Here is a 19715-nt window from a genome sequence, read left to right on the forward strand (position 1 = left end):
GATGGTCAGACCTAAACCCGTAGCCCTCATCATTATGGACGGCTTCGGTCTTCGCAACGATGTGGTCGGCAATGCGGTGGCGCAGGCCAACAAACCGAATTATGACCGCTATCTGGCCACCTATCCGAACACGACGCTGGTCGCTTGCGGCGAAGCGGTTGGCTTGCCGGAAGGCCAGATGGGTAACTCCGAAGTGGGTCACCTGAACATCGGCGCAGGTCGGATTGTATATCAGGATTTGACGAGAATCTCCAAGTCTATTCGGGATAAAGAGTTTTTTGACAATGAAACGATTCTGGGCGCCATTCATCATGCGAAGACAAACAACAAGAAGTTGCACATGTACGGACTGCTGTCCGACGGCGGCGTTCACAGCCACATCGCGCATCTGTACGCCCTGCTGGAGGTTTGCAAAGCGCATAACTTCCACGAAGTGTACATTCATGCGTTCCTGGACGGACGTGACGTAGCTCCGGACTCCGCAAGAAATTACATGGAGCAATTGCAAGCGAAAATTGCGGAAGTGGGCGTAGGCAAGATTGCTACCGTCCAAGGCCGTTACTACGCGATGGACCGCGACAAACGCTGGGAACGTACCGAGAAATCATACAACGCTATGGTCTACGGACAAGGCCCGGCTTACACAGACCCGATGGAAGCGATTCTCGAATCCTATGAGAAGTCCGTATTCGACGAGTTCGTAATGCCAACCGTTATTGTGAACAACGACGGCACACCGGTTGGCCTCGTTGAATCCGGCGATGCCGTGATCTTCTTCAACTTCCGCCCGGACCGCGCGATTCAGCTGTCGCAGGTGTTCACGAACACCGATTTCCGCGGCTTTGACCGCGGACCGCAGCCGGCGCTTAACCTGTACTTCGTCTGCCTGACGCTGTTCAGCGAATCGGTCGAAGGCTTTGTAGCCTACAAACCGAAGAACCTGGATAACACGCTGGGCGAAGTGCTGGTGCAGAACAATCTGAAGCAGCTGCGCATTGCGGAAACGGAAAAGTACCCGCATGTCACCTTCTTCTTCAGCGGCGGACGCGACGTTGAGCTCCCGGGCGAAACACGCATCCTGATCAACTCGCCGAAGGTTGCCACGTATGACTTGCAACCCGAAATGAGCGCCTATCAGGTAGCAGCGGCGGCTGTAGCCGAGATTGAAGCAGAACGTCAGGATGTAATCATTCTGAATTTTGCCAATCCGGATATGGTTGGACACTCGGGTATGCTTGAGCCGACGATTCGCGCGGTGGAAGCTACCGACGAATGTGTAGGCAAAGTCGTTGAAGCGGTGCTGGCTAAAGGCGGCGTGGCTCTAATCACGGCCGATCACGGCAACGCGGATATGGTCATCGGTCCGGACGGCAAGCCGTTTACGGCGCATACGACGAACCCGGTTCCTTTTATTGTCACATCCAATCATGTTACACTAAGAAATGACGGCATCCTGGCGGACATCGCTCCGACGATGCTGGACCTTCTGGGCATTGCCCAACCGGTGGAAATGACCGGACATACCATCATTAACAAATAAAATTCCCTATAGGAGTGACTATTCCCATGACAATTATTTCTGATGTTTACGCACGCGAAGTATTGGATTCCCGCGGTAACCCTACCGTTGAAGTTGAAGTTTACCTGGAGTCCGGCGCAGTAGGCCGCGCCATCGTTCCATCCGGCGCATCCACAGGCGCATACGAGGCTGTTGAGCTTCGTGACGGCGACAAATCCCGTTACCTGGGTAAAGGCGTTCTGAAAGCCGTTGACAACGTTAACGAAATTATCGCTCCTGAAATCATCGGTTTGGACGCGCTTGACCAAGTTGGCGTTGACCAAAAGATGATCGAGCTTGACGGCACGCCAAACAAAGCCAAATTGGGCGCCAACGCGATTCTTGCGGTTTCCATGGCGACAGCACGCGCTGCTGCAGAAGCTTTGGACGTTCCTCTGTACGTTTACCTTGGCGGATTTAATGCGAAGACATTGCCAGTTCCAATGATGAACATCATCAACGGCGGCGAGCATGCGGACAACAACATTGACGTGCAAGAGTTCATGGTGCTTCCAGTAGGCGCTGAAAACTTCAAAGAAGCATTGCGCATCGGTGCTGAGATTTTCCACAGCTTGAAAGCTGTTTTGAAAGAAAAAGGACTGAACACAGCTGTTGGCGACGAAGGCGGTTTCGCACCGAACCTGGGTTCCAATGAAGAAGCGCTTCAAACGATCATGTCCGCTATCGAAAAAGCTGGCTACAAAGCAGGCGAAGATGTATTCCTGGGTATGGACGTTGCGTCCACGGAATTCTTTAAAGACGGTAAATACCACCTTGCGGGCGAAGGCAAATCCTACACTTCCGCGGAATTTGTTGACTTCCTGGCAGCTTGGGTAGACAAATACCCGATCATTTCCATCGAAGACGGTTGTTCCGAAGACGACTGGGAAGGTTGGAAACTGCTTACCGAGAAATTGGGCGACAAAGTGCAATTGGTGGGTGACGACTTGTTCGTTACAAACACTGAGCGCCTGAGCACAGGAATCGAGCAAAACATCGGTAACTCCATCCTGGTAAAAGTTAACCAAATTGGTACGCTTACAGAAACGTTTGATGCGATCGAAATGGCTAAACGCGCGGGTTACACCGCTGTTATCTCCCACCGTTCCGGCGAGAGCGAAGACAGCACGATTGCGGACATCGCGGTTGCGACGAATGCGGGTCAAATCAAGACCGGTGCTCCTTCTCGTACAGACCGTGTGGCTAAATACAACCAATTGCTTCGCATCGAAGACGAATTGGCTTATGTTGCTCAATACGCGGGCCCGAAAGCATTCTACAACATCAAGAAGTAATCTGCGTTCCAAAATCATAGCATGACTAAGCCAAGCAGTCCGGGGATTCCCCGGGCTGCTTTTTATTTTGCGCGTGCAATCGGCAGGGTGGGCTAAATCGCATACATATACAACAAGATCGTTCATAGACAGAATTGGGTCATTTTTCTATAATCAACAGTGAACTGAAGTATGAATGGGCTTACAAAATATAGATCCACATTTGAAGGAGATGCCAAAAATGCCGAAAATTCCTGTTGGTTTGCAATTGTATACACTGCGTGATGCTACGGGTGAAGATTTCATCGGAACACTGAAAAAGATAGCGGCTATGGGTTATGAAGTGGTTGAGTTTGCGGGTTACGGCGACGTGCCGGCGAAAGAAATGGCTTCCGTGTTGGACGGGCTGGGTTTAAAGACTTCTTCCGCACACATCGGACTTCCTTTCGGAGAACCGGAAAAAATTGGCGACGAGCTGAAAAAACATCTGGAATACAATCATGAGCTGGGCACCAAATATATCATTTCTCCGTTTGCGCCGATCGAGCAGTTTACGCAACCTGAAGAATTCACCAACTTCTACGCTCAATTGCAACAAATCGGGGAAGAAGTGAAGAAAAACGGATTCCAATACGGCTATCATAACCATGCTTTTGAACTGGAAATTCTGCGCAACGGCAAACCGATGCTGGACGAGCTGTTCGCATCCGTATCCGCTGACAACCTGATTGTGGAGCTTGACCTGTACTGGGTGCAGAAAGCCGGTTTGAATCCGGTGGAATACCTGCAGCAGTACAAAGGACGCACACCGCTTGTACATGTGAAGGATATGACAGGCGATGACCGTAAATACTTTGCGGAAGTGGGTCACGGCATTATCGACTTCTCCTCAATCTTCAACATTGCAGAGGAAATCGGGATTGAGTACTACATTGTGGAGCAGGATTCCTGTGAGCGCGATCCGTTAGAAAGTGTCAAAATGAGCATCGATTACCTGAAGTCCATCGGAATTGCTTAATAGTTTGATTAATCAAGACCCCTATGGTAAAATAGGAGTGCTGAATTCTCGGCCTAGGTCTTAGCTAACCAAATGAGGTGGAACGATGGAAATCTTCTTGAAAGTACTATTAATCATCTTTTCTGTAGGTCTAATCGCAGCTGTATTGTTACAAAAAGGCAAGAGCGCAGGCTTGTCCGGAGCGATTTCCGGCGGTGCGGAGCACTTGTTCGGCAAGACGAAGGCCCGCGGGATGGAATTGTTCCTGAACCGCTTAACGATGGGACTAGCGGCAGGATTTTTCATACTTACCATAATCGTGGCGTTCGTCACGAAGTAATGAAACCGAAACGGCAGGGGATACTAATAATCCTCTGCTGTTTTTATTTTTATAATCCTGTTTCGGGAATTCGTTTAAAAAGCGTTCATCGTAGGTAATACATTGCACATGGGTTGTTTAACTCGGGCTAAAGGGGAAAAAGTGTGATGATGGAGCGCGAATACAAGACGCCGGAGCCCTTCTTTCTGAACGGACACGGTATACGGAAGGACCATGGGGTTCTGCTGATTCACGGGTTTACAGGATCGCCTGCGGAGCACCGTAAATTGGGATATTACCTTAATGACACGGGATATACCGTGAATGCCGTTCAGTTGCCCGGTCATGGGAAGAGTCCGGCAGAAATGAGCCTTACAGGTTGGATGGACTGGTGGAATCATGTCAGGGATTCATTGAAAGATATGCAGACACAAGGTTTCGAATCCTTGTCCGTTGTGGGTTACTCCATGGGTGGATTGCTGGGCATGAAATTGGCAATGGAGAATCAAATTAACGGCATGGTGAGTTTATCCGCGCCCATTTATGTTAACAGCACAAGGATTATGTTAAATGCATGTTTACAACAAGTGATTCAACAATTCAGGTATCCGAAACAGGACAAGCCCGCAGAATACGATATAGAGCGGTCGTTCACTTATACAACAACGCCTTTTCCTTGCGTGATGAGTTTGCGAAGCTTGATGGGACAAGTGAAAAGCTCATTGAAAAAAGTGAAAACACCGATTCTTATAGCGCACGGCATGAAGGATAATATCGTTCACCCTCGGAGCGCGCATTATATTTATCAGAACGTATCCTCGGATCAGAAGAAATTGCTGTACTACCCTAAAGCTACACATGGCATTCTCCACGACCACGAACATGAGCATGTGTATAAGGATATTGACCGTTTTTTGCGCAGAGTGGCGTTAAAAGAGGATGCCCGTTGAAATTTTCGTGTATACTATAGAGTATATATTTGCCATCCTTGCGATCATTCATGTATAGAAGTTCAGATGGCATGTGTTTTAGGAAACGGATGAGGTGAAGTTTAATGGTAACAGTGGAACAGGTACTTGAACTTATGGTAGAGCCGGCATATAAGCCGATGACATATCAGGAGCTTGAGAAGGAATTTAAGATTGACGGGGCGCAGGAATTTAAAGATTTTCTGCAGCTTTTGACGGGATTGGAGAATGACGGTCGGGTATTTCGAGGCAAAGGTGAACGTTACGGGCTTCCGGAACGGATGGATCTGGTACGAGGACGGCTGCAGGCGCACGCTAAAGGCTTTGGATTTCTAATTCCGGAAAATCGCGAACACGCTGACGTGTATATCGGCGCTAATGATATGAAGGGTGCCATGAACGGCGATATTTTGCTGGTAAAGGTAACCAAACGCGGGGCGGCCGGCGGCAAGCTGGAGGGCGAGATTGTTAAGATCGTTAAACGTTCTGTAGCCCGCGTCGTAGGTACATTCCAACATCACGAAACGTACGGATTTGTGTTGCCAGATGACAAGCGAATTAACCGGGATATTTTTATTCCCCAAAATGCGTTTATGGGCGCTGACGAAGGCCAAAAAGTCGTAGTTAATATCGTTAACTATCCGGAAGGAAAAGCGGCGGCAGAAGGTGAAATTATTGAAATTCTGGGTCACAAAAATGATCCGGGTGTTGATATTCTCTCCATTATCCGAAAGCATGGTTTGCCGGAAGCCTTTCCTGATGAAGTGATGGCGGAAGCGGAGAAAGCGCCGGACTCCATTACAGAGGAAGAAATTGTTCAACAGGGACGCCGGGATTTACGCGGAGAACGAATCGTGACGATTGACGGCGCCGATGCCAAAGATTTGGATGATGCCGTACAGGTTGTCCGGTTAGAGAATGGCAACTACAAGCTTGGCGTACATATCGCGGATGTGAGTTACTACGTTCGTGAAGGATCCAAGCTCGATCAGGAAGCTTATAACCGCGGATGCTCCGTGTATTTAGTGGACCGGGTTATTCCGATGCTGCCGCACCGGTTGTCGAACGGAATCTGTTCCTTGAATCCTCAAGTGGACCGTTTAACGATGTCCTGCGAAATGGAATTCGATGCCGAGACGATGAAGGTCGTGAAGCATGATATTTTTACGAGCGTAATTCGGACGACGGAGCGTATGACTTACACGAATGTTAAGTTAATTATCACCGGTGAGGCGGATGAGGAGCTTAAAGAGCGTTATGCGCATCTGTTGGACGATTTCAGTGTCATGGCAGAGCTTTCGGGAAAATTACGTAAGCGGAGAATGAACAGGGGCGCAATCGATTTTGATTTTAAAGAGTCGAAGGTGATTGTGGATGAAGAGGGTAAACCTGTTGATATTATCCAACGTGAACGCTCTGTTGCCGAGATGTTGATTGAAGAATTCATGTTGGCGGCGAACGAGACGGTGGCGGAACATTTTCACTGGTTGAAAGTGCCGTTCCTGTACCGAATCCATGAGGATCCCGATCAAGAAAAGCTGATGAACTTCGCGGAATTCGTCACCAACTTTGGACATGCTCTGCGCGGCGGACGCGGTTCGTCTGTGCATCCGAAGTCTTTGCAGGCCTTGCTGGAAGATATTAAGGGTACAAAGGAAGAGACTGTAATATCGACGGTGATGTTACGTTCCATGAAGCAGGCCAAATACGACGCGGAGAGTACAGGGCACTTTGGCTTGGCGGCGGAATTTTATTCCCACTTTACCTCCCCGATTCGTCGTTATCCCGATTTGGTGATCCACCGTGTCATTCGTGAAATTCTGGAGGCCGAGGGTAGAGGGTTGAGTGATAAGCGCCATGAATACTTGGCAGGCCGGATGTCCGACATTGCTACGCAATCATCGGAACGTGAACGTGTCGCGGTTGATGCCGAGCGGGATACGGATCAACTGAAGAAGTGTGAGTTCATGCTGGACAAAGTCGGCGAAGAATTCGTCGGCATGATTTCCAGTGTAACGGGCTTCGGTATGTTTATTGAGTTGCCAAACTCGGTGGAAGGATTAATTCGATTAAGCGATATGAATGATGACTACTATAACTTCCATGAGAATCAGTTGGCGCTTATAGGCGAGCGTACATCAAAAATCTACCGCATCGGCGATGAGGTTAAGATTCGCGTGGCTCGTGTTAACATGGACGATCATACGATTGATTTCGAGATGGCTGATGCGCCAAAGGGCGGCACGGGTACGCGGGATCGCATTGTTGAGCGGTTTACGGGCCGCGGAGCGCGGGGCGGCGAAGGCGGCTTTGGCGGCGGACGAGGCGGTAAAGGTCGGGGCAAGGGCGGCTTTGGTGAGGGTAGCAAAGCAGGCGGTGCGCCCGGAGGCGGAAGAGGTAAGAGAAGTGAAAGCGGTCCAGCAGGCGGTGTGTCCGGTGGTGGCCGCGGGAAACGCGGTAAAGGCGGTGCAGGCGGGAGTGTAGGTGTTAGCCCTGCGGGCGGCCAAGGTGAGGGTAGAAAAGCAGGAGCTAGCCCAGCGGGCGGCAGTTGGGGTGCCAGCGCCGGCATGGGCGGGCGCTGGGGCGGTTCTGCGAGCGACGGCGAGAAGAACGACGCGTATTACGCCGAGCGGCGGCGTGCGGCGAAAGCCGATAAGGCCGCCGGAGGCGATGCGCCCGCGGGCGGCGGCGGCAGCAACGGCATCGGCGGAAGCCGCGGTGGCGGTGGTGGCGGCAAAGCCGCAGGCGGGCGCGGGTTGAAGGCCGTCGCCAAGAAGGCCGGCGGCAAGCGCAAGCGGAAGTAACGCGGGAGCGGGCGGAACGTGCACATACGGAGTATGGGCATGTTCTGTTCGCGCGGAGCGGTAACATATGTGTATAGGCGTTCTCCCCGCTTGATTTCCGCGGGGAGAGTTGTTACAATTAGCTCCTGACCGGTTATATAATATAACGGTTGGGAGTATTTTTGATTCTAAGGGGAGCGAGATCATGGCTAAGAAAAATGACGGCAAGCAACTTGCCCAGAATAAAAAGTCTTTCCATGACTACTTCATCGAGGATACGTTTGAAGCGGGCATGGTGCTGACAGGGACGGAGATCAAGTCGTTACGCGGCGGTCGGGCGAATATTAGTGACGCTTTCGCCACCATTCGGAACGGTGAGATTTTCATTCATAACATGCATATCAGTCCTTTTGAACAAGGTAATATCCATAATCCTACGGATCCTACCCGGACACGGAAGCTTCTAATGAAGAAGTTGGAGATTTATAAGCTGTTGGGGTTGTCCAAGCAGGAAGGCTATACGATTGTGCCGCTTAAGGTTTATGTGCGCAACGGATACGCGAAGATGCTGATCGGCCTTGGCCGTGGTAAGAAGAACTACGACAAGCGCGAAACCGCTGCGAAGAAAGATGCACAACGTGATATTCAACGGGCGTTGCGCGAGAAGCAGAAGGTGGCTCGGTAATCTTTTGTACGTGAAATTGTTAATATAGTTAATTATTTGGTTCGGTTATTCCGGTTCCCAGTGGAAGGGTTGTTTTCCATTAACATTTTGTAAAGAAATGCGGGTGCCTGTGATATAATGTTTATGTAGTACTTTTGTGTGTGAGATCGATTGTTGTGACTCATGCTCAACATCTCGGGGGCGTTCTTGGATTCGACGGGGATAGTTTGAGCATCGGTTGCGGGTAGTGGGGACGCGTCCGCTTCATCAACGCTAAAGCCTATTAAATGGCAACCAACGTACAACTTTAGCAGCAGCTTAATAACCTGACTGTTAAGCTTCTACCAAGCATCGCCCATGTGCTAGGATAGGGGCTCACTTTAGTGGGATACGCTGTAAGGTCTCCGCCTGGGGTCTTGCAGAAGAAGACAATCAGGCTGACCCAACGAGTAGCGGGTTACAGCGCGACTCTCGGGTGACATCAAATCTGTGACTACACCCGTAGAAGCCGGTGTGGCGATATTTTCGGACAGGGGTTCGACTCCCCTCGCCTCCATACCGATTAAATGAAAGAGCACCCGAGAGGGTGCTTTTTTCATTTTCGGTATGGAGGCGAGCAGGGAGGCGAACCCCGGGGGTTTAGTCCGCGCGCAGGAAGTGGTTAAAGTTGGTGCTGTTGGCGCCAACTGTGAACGGACGAGCACGGCATTGATATCTACCGACAGATGTCGTCATCTTCGAGAAGGCTTCGTCAGCAAGTTAAATCAGGATTATCGATACTCCCCTCGCCTCCATACCTAAACGAAGAGCACCCTTAGGGGTGCTTTTTTCGTTAGGTATGCGAGGGGAGGAGAACCCCGTGAGGGTTCAGTCCGCGCGCAGGAAGTGGTTCGAGTTGGCGCTATTGGCGCCAACTTTGAACGGACGAGCACTGCATCGATATCTACCGCCAGATGTAGTCATCATCGGGTAAGCTTCGTGAGCAGGTTAGATCAGGATTATCGATACTCCCCTCGCCTCCATACCTTTTCAAAAAAGCATCGATCCTCTGGATCGATGCTTTTTTGCGTGAATGGAGGCGATCAGGGAGGAGAACCCCAGGGTTCAGTCCCCGCGGACGAAGCGTAGCGAAGGAGCACGGCATCGATATCAACCTTTAGGTGTTGTCATCATCGAATAGACTTCGTCAGCAGGTTAAATCAGGATTATCGATACTCCCCTCGCCTCCATAACAATGAAAAAGTACTCATTGGATACTTTTGTCATTGGTATGCGGAGGAGAATCCCTTGTGGTTCAGTACGCGCGCAGGAAGTGGATTGAGTTGCCACATTTCGCGTTAACTGTGAACGGACGAGCACACATCGATATCTACTGCCAGATATCTTAGAATATGCTTAGATGTATATTAATTTCTAAGAGTTTTAATTATGATAGTATATATGTAATAAGAAATAATATATCGGAGGTGGCGAAATGCGGTGGCAAGAAGTTCAGGAACGGTTTCCGGAAAAATGGGTTGTTCTGGAGGCTACGAAGGCTTATTCAGAAAAAGGACATCGTTACATTGAAGAAGTTGTTGTAATCGATGCGCTGATTGATTCAAGAGAAGCCCTTCGCCGTTACAGCGAACTGCATCGACAGGAACCTAACCGTGAATATTGCTTCTTTCACACTTCTCGACCGGAACTAGTAGCGAGGGAACGCTATGTCGGGATTCGAGGTCCAAGATGAACTTAATTGAGTTTTACGGATTACCTTTTGTAAAGCTAACGATAGTATATAGAGGAAAAGAGCTTGAACTGAGCAGAGTGCTACTTGATACAGGTTCGGCAAGCACGCTTTTCAGTGCTGATGTGGTTGGAGATATCGGTATTGTCCCTGAAGAGAATGATGTCGTTGATATCATCCGTGGAGTAGGTGGAGTGGAGTACGTATACACTAAATACATGGATGCCATCCATTTCGATGGTCAGTCATTCTCTCATTTTCAGGTCGAGATCGGCAGTATGGACTATGGTCTAGAGATTGACGGTATACTTGGATTTGATTTCATGAAGGCAGCAGGTCTTATAATAGATACTAATATAATGAATGTCAGATCGCAGTTATAATTTAATTGCTACATCAAGTCCGTGTAAGTATAAACCCGTCACGAAGCGTTTATATATTTTTTCTACGCATTCCACTTTTGATATAATAAAAACAACATCTGAACGAAATGAGTGTCATACCATGAACAACGAAGACAAACAGGCCGCCATTAAAGCGATTTCTAACGAGACGCGCTTTAAGATCCTATGCTGGCTCAGGGAACCGGAGACGAATTTCGGAGCTCAAGTGATGCACGCCGAGTTTCCGAGTGGCGTATGCGTGGGCAGTATCCAGGAGAAGTCGGGTCTTACCCAGTCCGTGATCTCGTCCTACCTCACTTCCATGCAGAAGGCGGGACTGCTGGAATCTCGCCGATTCGGTCAATGGACTTATTACCGCCGCAATGAAAAGGGAATAGACTCGTTACTGAACGAATTGAACGCCAATCTGAAAGGGAAGGATTGATAAGAGTTCGTTAATGGCTTGCATTTTAAAATAAATATCTATATATTTAGAAATCTAGATATATAAACGAACTACATAATTTTAGGAGGAGATTTAGATGACCTTGTCCAAAACCGCAGATGCTTTATTCCAGCCGTTCAATGGAGGGAATCTTGAGCTTTCCAATCGCATAGTCATGGCCCCGATGACCCGTACGTTCTCACCGAAAGGCGTTCCAGGCGCTGAAGTCGCCGCCTACTACCGTCGCAGAGCCGAGAACGCTGTCGGTCTCATTATTACGGAGGGCACCGTCATCAACCATCCTGCGGCTGCATCCGACCACAACGTGCCTCATTTCTACGGAGAGGAAGCGCTGAAAGGCTGGGAGCACGTTGTGCGTGAGGTACATGCGGCGGGCGGAAAAATTGCTCCACAGATCTGGCATACGGGTACGGCCAGAACACGCGAGAAATTCCCGGAATCCGACGCGGCTCCAGTCGGGCCATCCGGCCTTAACCTTATGGGACAGCCGGTATCCGAGCCGCTGACCAAGGAAGAAATCCATGGCATCATACAGGCCTACGCCGACGCGGCATCCGATGCGAAACGCATAGGCTTTGATGCGGTCGAGATTCACGGCGCACATGCCTACCTCATTGACCAATTCTTCTGGGGTGTCACCAATAAGCGTACGGACGAATACGGCGGCGACCTCGTGGGACGCACTCGGTTCGCCGTTGAAGTGATTGAAGCGGTTCGCAAGGCCGTCGGCCCCGAATTCCCAATCATCTTCCGCTTCTCTCAATGGAAGCCCGTGGACTATTCCGCCAAACTCGCGCATACACCGGAGGAGCTTAAGAACTTCCTCGAACCGTTGTCGGCGGCGGGCGTGGACATTTTCCATGCCTCCACACGACGCTTCTGGGAACCGGAGTTTGAGGGATCAGACCTTAACCTTGCGGGCTGGACACGCAAGCTAACAGGCAAGCCAACCATCACCGTAGGCTCTGTCGGGCTGGACTCAGACTTTATGAGTATGTTCACGGAAGGCAAAGGTAGTCAGACCGCCGGCATCGGCGAGATCATCGAGCGTCTGGAGCGCAACGAGTTCGACCTTGTGGCCGTGGGCCGCGCGTTGCTTGGCGATCCGGCGTGGGCCGCCAAGATTCGCGACGGACGTACCGAGGAATTGGAAGTGTTCACCCGCGAGGCGCTAGGCACGTTGAGCTGACAAGGTTGTCCCAAAAGGTAAAGGAACAATTGACCTGAAGCGTGACTAACACTTGTGCATAATCTAATCAATCAGAGTTGCAATAGATACCAAAGGCAAAAATGGGAGTCGTTTATTAGCCCTTTTTGTCTTTGGTATTTTTATTAGACTACAAAACTTAGAACTGCTCCTTTCGCCAACCGGATGGTACGATGGATGCAAGAGTTACAGAAGGAGTTGCATCAGCATGTTGACGAAATTACCAAGGTCCCGTCTAGCCGCCTATGCGGCATCCAAGCTGGGCGCTGCAGGAGTTGTGTTCTTAGGTTTCCTAATGATTATGAGCCGGTTCCAATTATACGAAATGTGGGAGCTGACGCGGCAGTTGCGGCTGTGGCTGTTTATCTATGTTTATGCGATTTTGTTCTCGGTCGCGGTGGACGTGCTACTCCGGAAGCGGAAGGCAGGGTCTTCACGGACGGCACGAATCATAATGTTATATACCCTAGGGGGGTATATCCCCTTCTTGATCTGGTTTCGCGAAGAATGGATTTGGGGTCTGTATGCCGGCTTTTTCGGGGTATGTTGCTCGCTAACCTTCCTCTGTGCGACAAGACTGTTCCGCGGGCGATGGCCTTACAGCGCAATTACTGCCATCCTCTTGCTTGCGGGTGCCGTATATGTCTCTGTCACTGATTTCACCGTGACGAAAGAGTGGACGGATCGCCGAACGACAGACGGATATGAGGCTGAATTCGTTTACTTCCATGGACATAGAACCATTCCGGTCAAGCTCGAAGCGGGTCAAACGTTATCGTATAGGATTGATTGGCAAATTAAGCATGGCGGATATGGGACTCACCTGGATGCGGAAGGCGGAGCGTATACGAACGTGAAGCGGGACGGGGAAGGGTGGATTGCCTATTCGGTTAACGCACCAACCACCGTTAACATTGTTGTAACGGGTAAACGGGCGCAAGGCGCGTTGGATGTTAGGTGGAATATTACCGAGTAGGTACAAATATGCAACTTCCGAAGAGCAGGCGGTGTTAGCCGTCCTGTATTTTTGGAGTAAGGATTGAGGTGTTTACGGGTTGTGAATTGGCTCTTTTTGGAATAAAATACTTTTGTAAGCATTTACATCTCGGAGCACAACCGCATCGCATGAGACCGGAATGGAGGGGAGTTCCCTGCACAATCTTGTTGATCTCATTCATGGCACCCCCACGCTCCTCGCTCTGGAACGTCTGCATGCCTGTGCCGATTTGCCCCATACAATGAACGTTGATGAAGGATACGCTTTACTGTATATCTATAATGGGCAGTGTAGCATGACAAGGAACCTGCTCCCCTATGAGCTGATGACCGGTCATGCCCTGTTCCTTCGACCCCCGGAGATCATTCGAATTGTAACGGGAACTTCGTCATTTCAAGGCATAATCCTCAGCTTCAATATTCAACTTCATGATTCTGTGAGAGTTAGCTTGGATCGCAATGTAACTTCAACGATTCAATTGTCGGAACCCGAGCGCCAACGTCTTGAATATGCTCTGGATGTCCTGCAACAAGAAGTTAAACACCCTCAATTAGGTTCAAAAGAAATGATCAGCAGCTATCTCCAAACCATTGTCATCATGTTACTACGCCAGATCCAGCAGACCGCACAATCAGCATATTCACCAGCATCGCATGCATCGGCATCACATCCAGTACCGCATTTATCCTCACCTCATACGTCATCCATACATAGTTCCTCACACGAGCCCAAGCCGATTATTTCCACGGACTACGCGCCGCCGTTATACGAATCTGCACATCCCCCTTGGCCAAATGTCGCCGCATCCTCCGAGCCAACGATCGGTCAACACATCCAAAAATACATTGAAGCCAACTTCGAGCGCGAGCTCTCCCTGGCGGATCTAGCGAGGCTGGTGCATGTCAGTCCGCATCACCTGGCGCACGTGTTCAAGGATGAGACGGGGATGGCCCCGATCCGTTACGTCATTCATTGCCGCATGGAGAAGGCGAAGAGCCTGCTGCTCGAAACGAACCTGAAAGTCTATGAAATCGCCGAGCGCATCGGCTATCCGAACCTGACCCATTTTAATCAGATTTTCAAAAAGCTTTCAGGCGTCTCCCCCGGAGAATACCGCAAAAAGCGATGAATCGAATCGCTAACCCGCTAACTTGTTGACTCGCTAACTTTCTAAATTACTAAGTCGCTAGCTTACCAATCGCTACATCGCGAAAGGAGTGCCCATGCTCAAACTTAACGCAATCCGCAAACGCTTCCTCAACGTTGTCGCACTCGACGGGGTCGATTTGGAACTCCGGCCGGGCGAGATTCACGCGCTGATCGGTCCGAACGGAGCCGGTAAATCGACGCTGATGCACATCCTGGCGGGACTGCTCCATCCTGATGAGGGCTCGATTGAGCTCGACGGAACGAATGTCCAATTCAAGTCCGTCCAGGACGCCGGCCGGCACGGCATCGCCATGCTGCATCAAGATCCGGTGCTCGTGCCGGATTTGAGCGTGTGCGAGAACATCTTCCTGGGAGCGGAGCCGACGATCGCCGGGTTTATCCCCCGCATCGGTTACATGAAGGCGGAGTCCCGGCGGTTGCTAAAGCAGCTAGGCTATGCCGTCCATCCGGACACGCCGGTCCGCAGTCTGACCTACAGTCAGCAATCCATTGTGGCGATTGCCAAAGCGTTGGCGCGCAAATCCCGCATTCTTATCATGGATGAGCCCACCTCCTACCTGTCCGGTGTGGAAAGCGCGCGCCTGTTCGACATCATGCGAAGACTGAGGGAGGAAGGCGTCACGATCGTATTCATCTCTCATCGGATGAAGGAAGTGATTGACATATGCGACCGGGTCACCGTCGTTCGGGACGGCAAGCATGTCCTGACCTCCGAAGTGGGCGCCGTCACACAGGAACAACTCATTCGCCACATGCTCGGACACAGTCCTCAGCATTGGTTCCCGCCGATCCTGAATTCGCCGGGGCGGGCGTTGTTCGAAGTCCGGGGACTAACGCAGCATCCGGACTTTCGTGATATTCACCTCAAGCTTCATGAGGGTGAAATTCTCGGCATTGCCGGGCTGGTCGGCTCTGGTAAATCGGAGCTGGCCCGCGCTCTGTTCGCTCAAGCCCGAGGCAACGGCGGGAGTCTAGGGAGTCTAGGAAGTCTAGGGAACCTGCTGAAATCGCGTAACGTGCGTGTCGGTCTGGTCCATTCCAATCGCGTGGAAGAGGGGTTGTTTATGGAACTTGGGGTGAAGTCGAACCTGACGATATCCTCCCTGGACGTCATGGAGCAGAGGCACTTGCTGAACGCGGAACGCGAGGTGGGCGCGGCTTTGGATACAGTAATGGATTTGGATATTAAAGTGGAACATTTAAATCAGGAGGTTCGCTTTTTAAGCGGAGGAAGTCAACAGAAGGTGGCACTGGGCAAATGGCTCGTGTCGAATTGCGATTTATTCCTGCTGGATGAGCCAACCCGGGGAATCGATCTCGGCAGCAAGGGTGAGATGTACGCGACAATGCATGAGTTGGTGGAACGGGGGAAGGGCATGATTGTGTTTTCCTCCGATGTATCGGAACTGCTGGGGCTGTGTACGCGAATCGCGGTCATGTACGAAGGAGCCATTGTGGCGGAGTTGCATCATTCGGAAGCGACTGAGGAGCGAATCTACGCGCTGGCGACAGGCTCGGAGATGGTGTAGAGAGAAGTGAAATCGCAAGAAACCATAATATTTTGCACAAAATACCGGATAGTATCCTCGCCCCATTTCATGGAAAATAGTAACTGTAAGCGCTTTATATCACTCAGAAACAATGGGGAGGGTGTTTAATGAAAGCATGGAGAAGAGGTTTTACCGCTTGTTTGGCTGTTGTGATGGTACTGGTGTTGGCCGCATGCAACACGAACAACGGCGAGGGCGGATCGAATGACGGCAAGAAGGTAATCGGCATGTCATTTCCGGCGGCGGACCATGGCTGGTTGGGCGCGATTATCAGTAATGCGGAGGACGAGGCGAAAGCGCAAGGTGTGGAGTATGTCATTACGACGGCGGACGACCCAAATAAGCAGACGAACGATATTGAGGATCTCATCTCCAAAAAAGTGGACGCCATCGTCATGCTGCCTATTGAAACCGACGCGATGACCCCGGTTGCCGCGAAGGTCAAGAAAGCGGATATTCCGCTTATTATCGTCGATCGGGAGATCAACAGCGACGACTTTACAGCCCTTATTAAAGGCGACAACAAGGGCATCGGACTCGGCGCCGGCGATTATCTGGCGGATGTGTTGGGCGGCAAAGGGAATATTGTCGAAATTATCGGTGTACCGGCCAGTGTAACGACTATGCGCAGCGAAGGTTTCAAGGAAGCGATTGGAAAGCATCCGGACATGAAGATCATCGCAAGCCAGGCGGGCGATTTCCAAAAGGAGAAATCGTTGACGGTCATGCAGAACATTCTGCAGGCGAATCCGCAGATTGACGCGGTCTACACGCATGACGACGAGATGGCGCTCGGCGTTCTGCAAGCCATCAAGGAAGCTAACCGCACGGATATTCAGGTGGTGACGGGCGCCGGCGGGAACAAGGAAGTGTATAAGTTAATCCAGGAGGGCAGCGGGTTGATGAAGGCGACGTTTGAATACTCCCCGCTGATGGTAAAGGCCGCGGTGAAGACGGCGGTAGACATTGTGAACGGCAAGGAACCTGCCGAGAAAGTGATTACATTGGACGCGAAGAGAGTGACGAAGGATAACGTAGGCGAGATGTATGATGAGAACGCCAATTATTAAGGAATGACAAGCTGCAAGCCGCGGAGGGGCGAAACCTTTGCGGCTTGCCATTACAGGTATAGAAGCGGGGAGAAGGGTATGGAGGGCTATGTGCTGCAAATGCAGGGAATCAACAAGGCGTTCAACCAGGTACCCGTGTTGAAGGGTGTGAATCTGCAAGTCCGTCCCGGCGAAATCCACGCACTGCTCGGGGAGAACGGAGCGGGTAAATCCACGCTGATGAATATCCTCGGCGGCGTCCATCGACCGGATGCGGGCGAGTTGACCGTAATGGGCGAGAGCGTCCGCTTCGACAGTCCTCGCTCTTCGAAAGCGAAGGGCATCTCGTTCATCCATCAGGAACTGAATGTGGTTACGGATCTAACGGTGTATGCGAATCTGTATCTTGGACGTGAAAAGACAAACCGATATGGTTTTTTGAATACGGCAATGATGTGTGAGGGAGCTTCGAACGTGTTGAACCGAATGGGCTTGGAACTTGACCCCCGGAGGTACGTCAGGGATCTTGGCCCTTCCTACAAGCAGATGGTGGAAATTGCCCGCGCCCTGATGGAGGACGCCAAAGTCATCATTATGGATGAGCCGACAACTTCGTTATCCGAGCATGAAGTCGAGCGATTGATGAGTCTGATGCGCACCTTGAAGGAAAGCGGGGTCAGCATCATCTACATCTCCCACAAGTTGAAGGAAGTGCTGCGGATCTGCGATCGGTACACCGTGCTTCGCGACGGTACGGTAGCGGGCAACGGGGAGGTGCGGGACACCGATGAAGAGCAATTGACGAAGCTGATGGTAGGCCGAAGTGTAAGCGGACTTTCCTATTATCGGACGAGACCGAAAGGCGATGAAGCGCTGGCGGTGAATTGCTTAAGCAGTGTGCCGTGGTTTCGCAATGTATCATTCTCCGTTCAGCGGGGGGAGATTGTGGGGTTCATCGGCTTAGCGGGCGACGGCAGAACCGAGCTGTTCGAGCACATCATCGGCTATCGCAAGGGCGCGAAGGGCGAGTTGAGAATTCACGGCATTCCAAAGCGCATCCGTGATACGAAGCAGGCGCTGGAAGAAGGGATCGGCTTCGTGCCGAAGGATCGGAAGGAGAACGGCATCTTCAGGGATATGAGCGTGCTGCAGAATATGAGCGTGTCTTCACTGGATTCTTTCACGCATCAGGGACTCCTTCGGAAGCGAAAGGAAGAGGCGAAATTCGCCGAGTATCGGGATCGGTTGAACATTAAAGCGCCCGATTCGAGCGTGCTAATTACCGCGCTCAGCGGAGGCAATCAACAGAAGGTCATTCTCGCCCGCTGGCTGGAGGTCGATCCGGACATTCTGGTGTTCGACAATCCGACGCAAGGCATTGATGTCGGGGCCAAGAGCGAAGTGTATCAATTGATTATGAATCTGGCGGAGCGGGGGAAGGCAATTATTCTCTTGTCCTCCGAGGTTTCCGAACTGCAGAAGCTATGCGACGAGGTGAACGTGATGTATCAAGGTGAGATTACGGCGCGGCTCGGCCGGGATGAGATTACAGAAGAAACCGTCATGTTGTACGCAACCGGCGCCAGAAGGGAGGAACGGGTATTATGAACCTGGAATGGGAAAGACGCTCGAATCGGCCCGCGCACGCGTTGGGCTGGTTATGGTCGGAGTACAGCGTCGTGTTTGCTTTTCTGGCGATTGTGCTGCTGGCGGTCATCGTGAATGGCGGCGATTTCGCATCCCCTACCAACTTCGTCAATATTCTCCGCCAAGTATCGATTATTGGAATTATCTCGCTGGGGATGTCGGTTGTGATGCTCTCGGGCGGGATCGACTTGTCAGTAGGCGCGGTGCTGGCGTTCGTAGGCGCAATTACCATTATTGTGCTGAACAACACGGGGAGTGTACTGATCGCACTAGTGACCGCCATTGGGTCGGGGGCTGTAATCGGCGGCTTAAACGGATTCATGATCACAAAGGGAAGAATCGCGTCCTTCATCGCCACGTTGGGAGTGATGGCGGCGGCCCGCTCACTGGCCCTCTACATCGCTGATGGCGGCAGTATCGCAGGGAAAGTCGAAGGGTATACGGCGATTGCGAACCATGAATTGTTGGGGCTCTCTTATCCCATCTGGATCTTCCTGGCAGTCACGGCTTTCATCTATGTGCTCATGCACAAGACGAAGTTCGGCCGTTATGTCTATGCGATTGGCAGTAATGAGAAAGCGGCTATTCTGTCCGCAATCCGCGTCGACCGGGTGAAGATCGGCGTGTACATGTTGTGCAGTATACTTGTCGGCTTGGCTGCCGTCATTGAGTCTTCCCGCCTGAACTCCATTTCCTCCGCGAGCTCCGGACTATCGTACGAGCTGGATGCGATCGCGGCGGTCATCATCGGCGGAACCCGGATGACAGGCGGGCGCGGCAAGGTAATCGGCACGTTCTTTGGGATCCTGATCCTTGGTGTGTTGAACAACACGATGAATCTCGTGGGAGTGTCGCCATATCTGCAGGGACTGGTGAAAGGATTAATTATTATTACTGCCGTGTTGCTGCAGAGGAAAGATTAAAGCTGCTGGCGAAATTTCTATTTCATCGTAA

General features: G+C 51.2%; 17 protein-coding genes and 1 other RNA gene. All 18 read left to right on the forward strand.

From position 1 onward, the window contains the following. Position 1: 1 nt before the first annotated feature. The 18 genes from gpmI (at position 2) to SY83_RS11940 (ending at position 19684) form a co-directional block, all read left to right on the forward strand. A complete protein-coding gene (gpmI, locus tag SY83_RS11855) occupies positions 2-1540 on the forward strand; it encodes a 2,3-bisphosphoglycerate-independent phosphoglycerate mutase (protein ID WP_068606733.1) in 1539 nt (512 codons plus the stop codon). Between the two features lie 26 nt (positions 1541-1566). After that, positions 1567-2853, forward strand: a complete 1287-nt coding sequence (gene eno, locus SY83_RS11860) for a phosphopyruvate hydratase (RefSeq protein WP_068606735.1) — start codon at positions 1567-1569, stop codon at positions 2851-2853. A 220-nt stretch (positions 2854-3073) separates the two neighbouring features. Further along, complete coding sequence (locus tag SY83_RS11865; RefSeq protein WP_068606737.1) at positions 3074-3850, forward strand: sugar phosphate isomerase/epimerase family protein; 777 nt, start codon at positions 3074-3076, stop codon at positions 3848-3850. An 85-nt stretch (positions 3851-3935) separates the two neighbouring features. Beyond that, the gene (gene secG / locus SY83_RS11870; protein ID WP_068606739.1) at positions 3936-4169 is read left to right on the forward strand and encodes a preprotein translocase subunit SecG; all 234 of its coding nucleotides are present in this window, start codon (positions 3936-3938) and stop codon (positions 4167-4169) included. Positions 4170-4315: 146 nt separating this feature from the next. Next, a complete protein-coding gene (locus tag SY83_RS11875; protein WP_082882488.1) occupies positions 4316-5098 on the forward strand; it encodes an alpha/beta hydrolase in 783 nt (260 codons plus the stop codon). Positions 5099-5202: 104 nt separating this feature from the next. Continuing rightward, positions 5203-7920 (forward strand): ribonuclease R, encoded by a 2718-nt coding sequence (gene rnr / locus SY83_RS11880; protein WP_068606741.1) that lies wholly within the window; start codon positions 5203-5205, stop codon positions 7918-7920. A 184-nt stretch (positions 7921-8104) separates the two neighbouring features. Continuing rightward, on the forward strand, positions 8105-8584 hold the full coding sequence (smpB, locus tag SY83_RS11885; protein WP_068606743.1) for an SsrA-binding protein SmpB: 480 nt from the start codon (positions 8105-8107) through the stop codon (positions 8582-8584). 176 nt (positions 8585-8760) lie between these two features. Continuing rightward, positions 8761-9122: a transfer-messenger RNA gene (gene ssrA, locus SY83_RS11890) on the forward strand. A 915-nt stretch (positions 9123-10037) separates the two neighbouring features. Continuing rightward, positions 10038-10295: a hypothetical protein gene (locus SY83_RS11895; RefSeq protein ID WP_068606746.1), complete on the forward strand. Its 258-nt coding sequence runs from the start codon at positions 10038-10040 to the stop codon at positions 10293-10295. Further along, positions 10292-10675 carry a retropepsin-like aspartic protease gene (locus tag SY83_RS11900; protein ID WP_068606748.1) on the forward strand — a complete coding sequence of 128 codons (384 nt, stop codon included), beginning with the start codon at positions 10292-10294 and terminating at the stop codon, positions 10673-10675. Before SY83_RS11895 ends, SY83_RS11900 begins: the two co-directional genes overlap by 4 nt. Before the next feature lie 121 nt (positions 10676-10796). Beyond that, entirely contained in the window at positions 10797-11120 is a 324-nt protein-coding gene (locus SY83_RS11905; RefSeq protein WP_068606750.1) for an ArsR/SmtB family transcription factor, read from the forward strand. 97 nt (positions 11121-11217) lie between these two features. Next, positions 11218-12330: an NADH:flavin oxidoreductase gene (locus SY83_RS11910; protein WP_068606752.1), complete on the forward strand. Its 1113-nt coding sequence runs from the start codon at positions 11218-11220 to the stop codon at positions 12328-12330. A 226-nt stretch (positions 12331-12556) separates the two neighbouring features. Next, the gene (locus tag SY83_RS11915) at positions 12557-13324 is read left to right on the forward strand and encodes a hypothetical protein (RefSeq protein ID WP_068606755.1); all 768 of its coding nucleotides are present in this window, start codon (positions 12557-12559) and stop codon (positions 13322-13324) included. 316 nt (positions 13325-13640) lie between these two features. Next, positions 13641-14474, forward strand: a complete 834-nt coding sequence (locus SY83_RS11920; protein WP_197479844.1) for a helix-turn-helix transcriptional regulator — start codon at positions 13641-13643, stop codon at positions 14472-14474. A gap of 94 nt (positions 14475-14568) precedes the next feature. Next, on the forward strand, positions 14569-16044 hold the full coding sequence (locus tag SY83_RS11925) for a sugar ABC transporter ATP-binding protein (RefSeq protein ID WP_068606759.1): 1476 nt from the start codon (positions 14569-14571) through the stop codon (positions 16042-16044). Positions 16045-16172: 128 nt separating this feature from the next. Further along, positions 16173-17135, forward strand: a complete 963-nt coding sequence (locus tag SY83_RS11930; protein WP_068606761.1) for a substrate-binding domain-containing protein — start codon at positions 16173-16175, stop codon at positions 17133-17135. Positions 17136-17138: 3 nt separating this feature from the next. Continuing rightward, the gene (locus SY83_RS11935; RefSeq protein WP_231891240.1) at positions 17139-18722 is read left to right on the forward strand and encodes a sugar ABC transporter ATP-binding protein; all 1584 of its coding nucleotides are present in this window, start codon (positions 17139-17141) and stop codon (positions 18720-18722) included. Next, positions 18719-19684 carry an ABC transporter permease gene (locus SY83_RS11940; RefSeq protein WP_068606764.1) on the forward strand — a complete coding sequence of 322 codons (966 nt, stop codon included), beginning with the start codon at positions 18719-18721 and terminating at the stop codon, positions 19682-19684. The genes SY83_RS11935 and SY83_RS11940 overlap by 4 nt, the downstream gene beginning before the upstream one ends. Positions 19685-19715 lie beyond the last annotated feature (31 nt).

The sequence above is a fragment of the Paenibacillus swuensis genome (assembly GCF_001644605.1).
GTDB classification, from domain to species: domain Bacteria; phylum Bacillota; class Bacilli; order Paenibacillales; family DY6; genus Paenibacillus_N; species Paenibacillus_N swuensis.

What these genes read in the sequence shown, in the direction of transcription:
- SY83_RS11920 (WP_197479844.1), top strand. Translation starts at nt 13,641, where the DNA reads ATGACAAGGAACCTGCTCCCCTATGAGCTGATGACCGGTCATGCCCTG.
- SY83_RS11875 (WP_082882488.1), top strand. Translation starts at nt 4,316, where the DNA reads ATGATGGAGCGCGAATACAAGACGCCGGAGCCCTTCTTTCTGAACGGA.
- SY83_RS11900 (WP_068606748.1), top strand. Translation starts at nt 10,292, where the DNA reads ATGAACTTAATTGAGTTTTACGGATTACCTTTTGTAAAGCTAACGATA.
- SY83_RS11925 (WP_068606759.1), top strand. Translation starts at nt 14,569, where the DNA reads ATGCTCAAACTTAACGCAATCCGCAAACGCTTCCTCAACGTTGTCGCA.
- SY83_RS11935 (WP_231891240.1), top strand. Translation starts at nt 17,139, where the DNA reads ATGACAAGCTGCAAGCCGCGGAGGGGCGAAACCTTTGCGGCTTGCCAT.
- SY83_RS11930 (WP_068606761.1), top strand. Translation starts at nt 16,173, where the DNA reads ATGAAAGCATGGAGAAGAGGTTTTACCGCTTGTTTGGCTGTTGTGATG.
- gpmI (WP_068606733.1), top strand. Translation starts at nt 2, where the DNA reads ATGGTCAGACCTAAACCCGTAGCCCTCATCATTATGGACGGCTTCGGT.
- secG (WP_068606739.1), top strand. Translation starts at nt 3,936, where the DNA reads ATGGAAATCTTCTTGAAAGTACTATTAATCATCTTTTCTGTAGGTCTA.
- SY83_RS11940 (WP_068606764.1), top strand. Translation starts at nt 18,719, where the DNA reads ATGAACCTGGAATGGGAAAGACGCTCGAATCGGCCCGCGCACGCGTTG.
- SY83_RS11915 (WP_068606755.1), top strand. Translation starts at nt 12,557, where the DNA reads ATGTTGACGAAATTACCAAGGTCCCGTCTAGCCGCCTATGCGGCATCC.
- SY83_RS11865 (WP_068606737.1), top strand. Translation starts at nt 3,074, where the DNA reads ATGCCGAAAATTCCTGTTGGTTTGCAATTGTATACACTGCGTGATGCT.
- SY83_RS11910 (WP_068606752.1), top strand. Translation starts at nt 11,218, where the DNA reads ATGACCTTGTCCAAAACCGCAGATGCTTTATTCCAGCCGTTCAATGGA.
- SY83_RS11905 (WP_068606750.1), top strand. Translation starts at nt 10,797, where the DNA reads ATGAACAACGAAGACAAACAGGCCGCCATTAAAGCGATTTCTAACGAG.
- eno (WP_068606735.1), top strand. Translation starts at nt 1,567, where the DNA reads ATGACAATTATTTCTGATGTTTACGCACGCGAAGTATTGGATTCCCGC.
- SY83_RS11895 (WP_068606746.1), top strand. Translation starts at nt 10,038, where the DNA reads ATGCGGTGGCAAGAAGTTCAGGAACGGTTTCCGGAAAAATGGGTTGTT.
- smpB (WP_068606743.1), top strand. Translation starts at nt 8,105, where the DNA reads ATGGCTAAGAAAAATGACGGCAAGCAACTTGCCCAGAATAAAAAGTCT.
- rnr (WP_068606741.1), top strand. Translation starts at nt 5,203, where the DNA reads ATGGTAACAGTGGAACAGGTACTTGAACTTATGGTAGAGCCGGCATAT.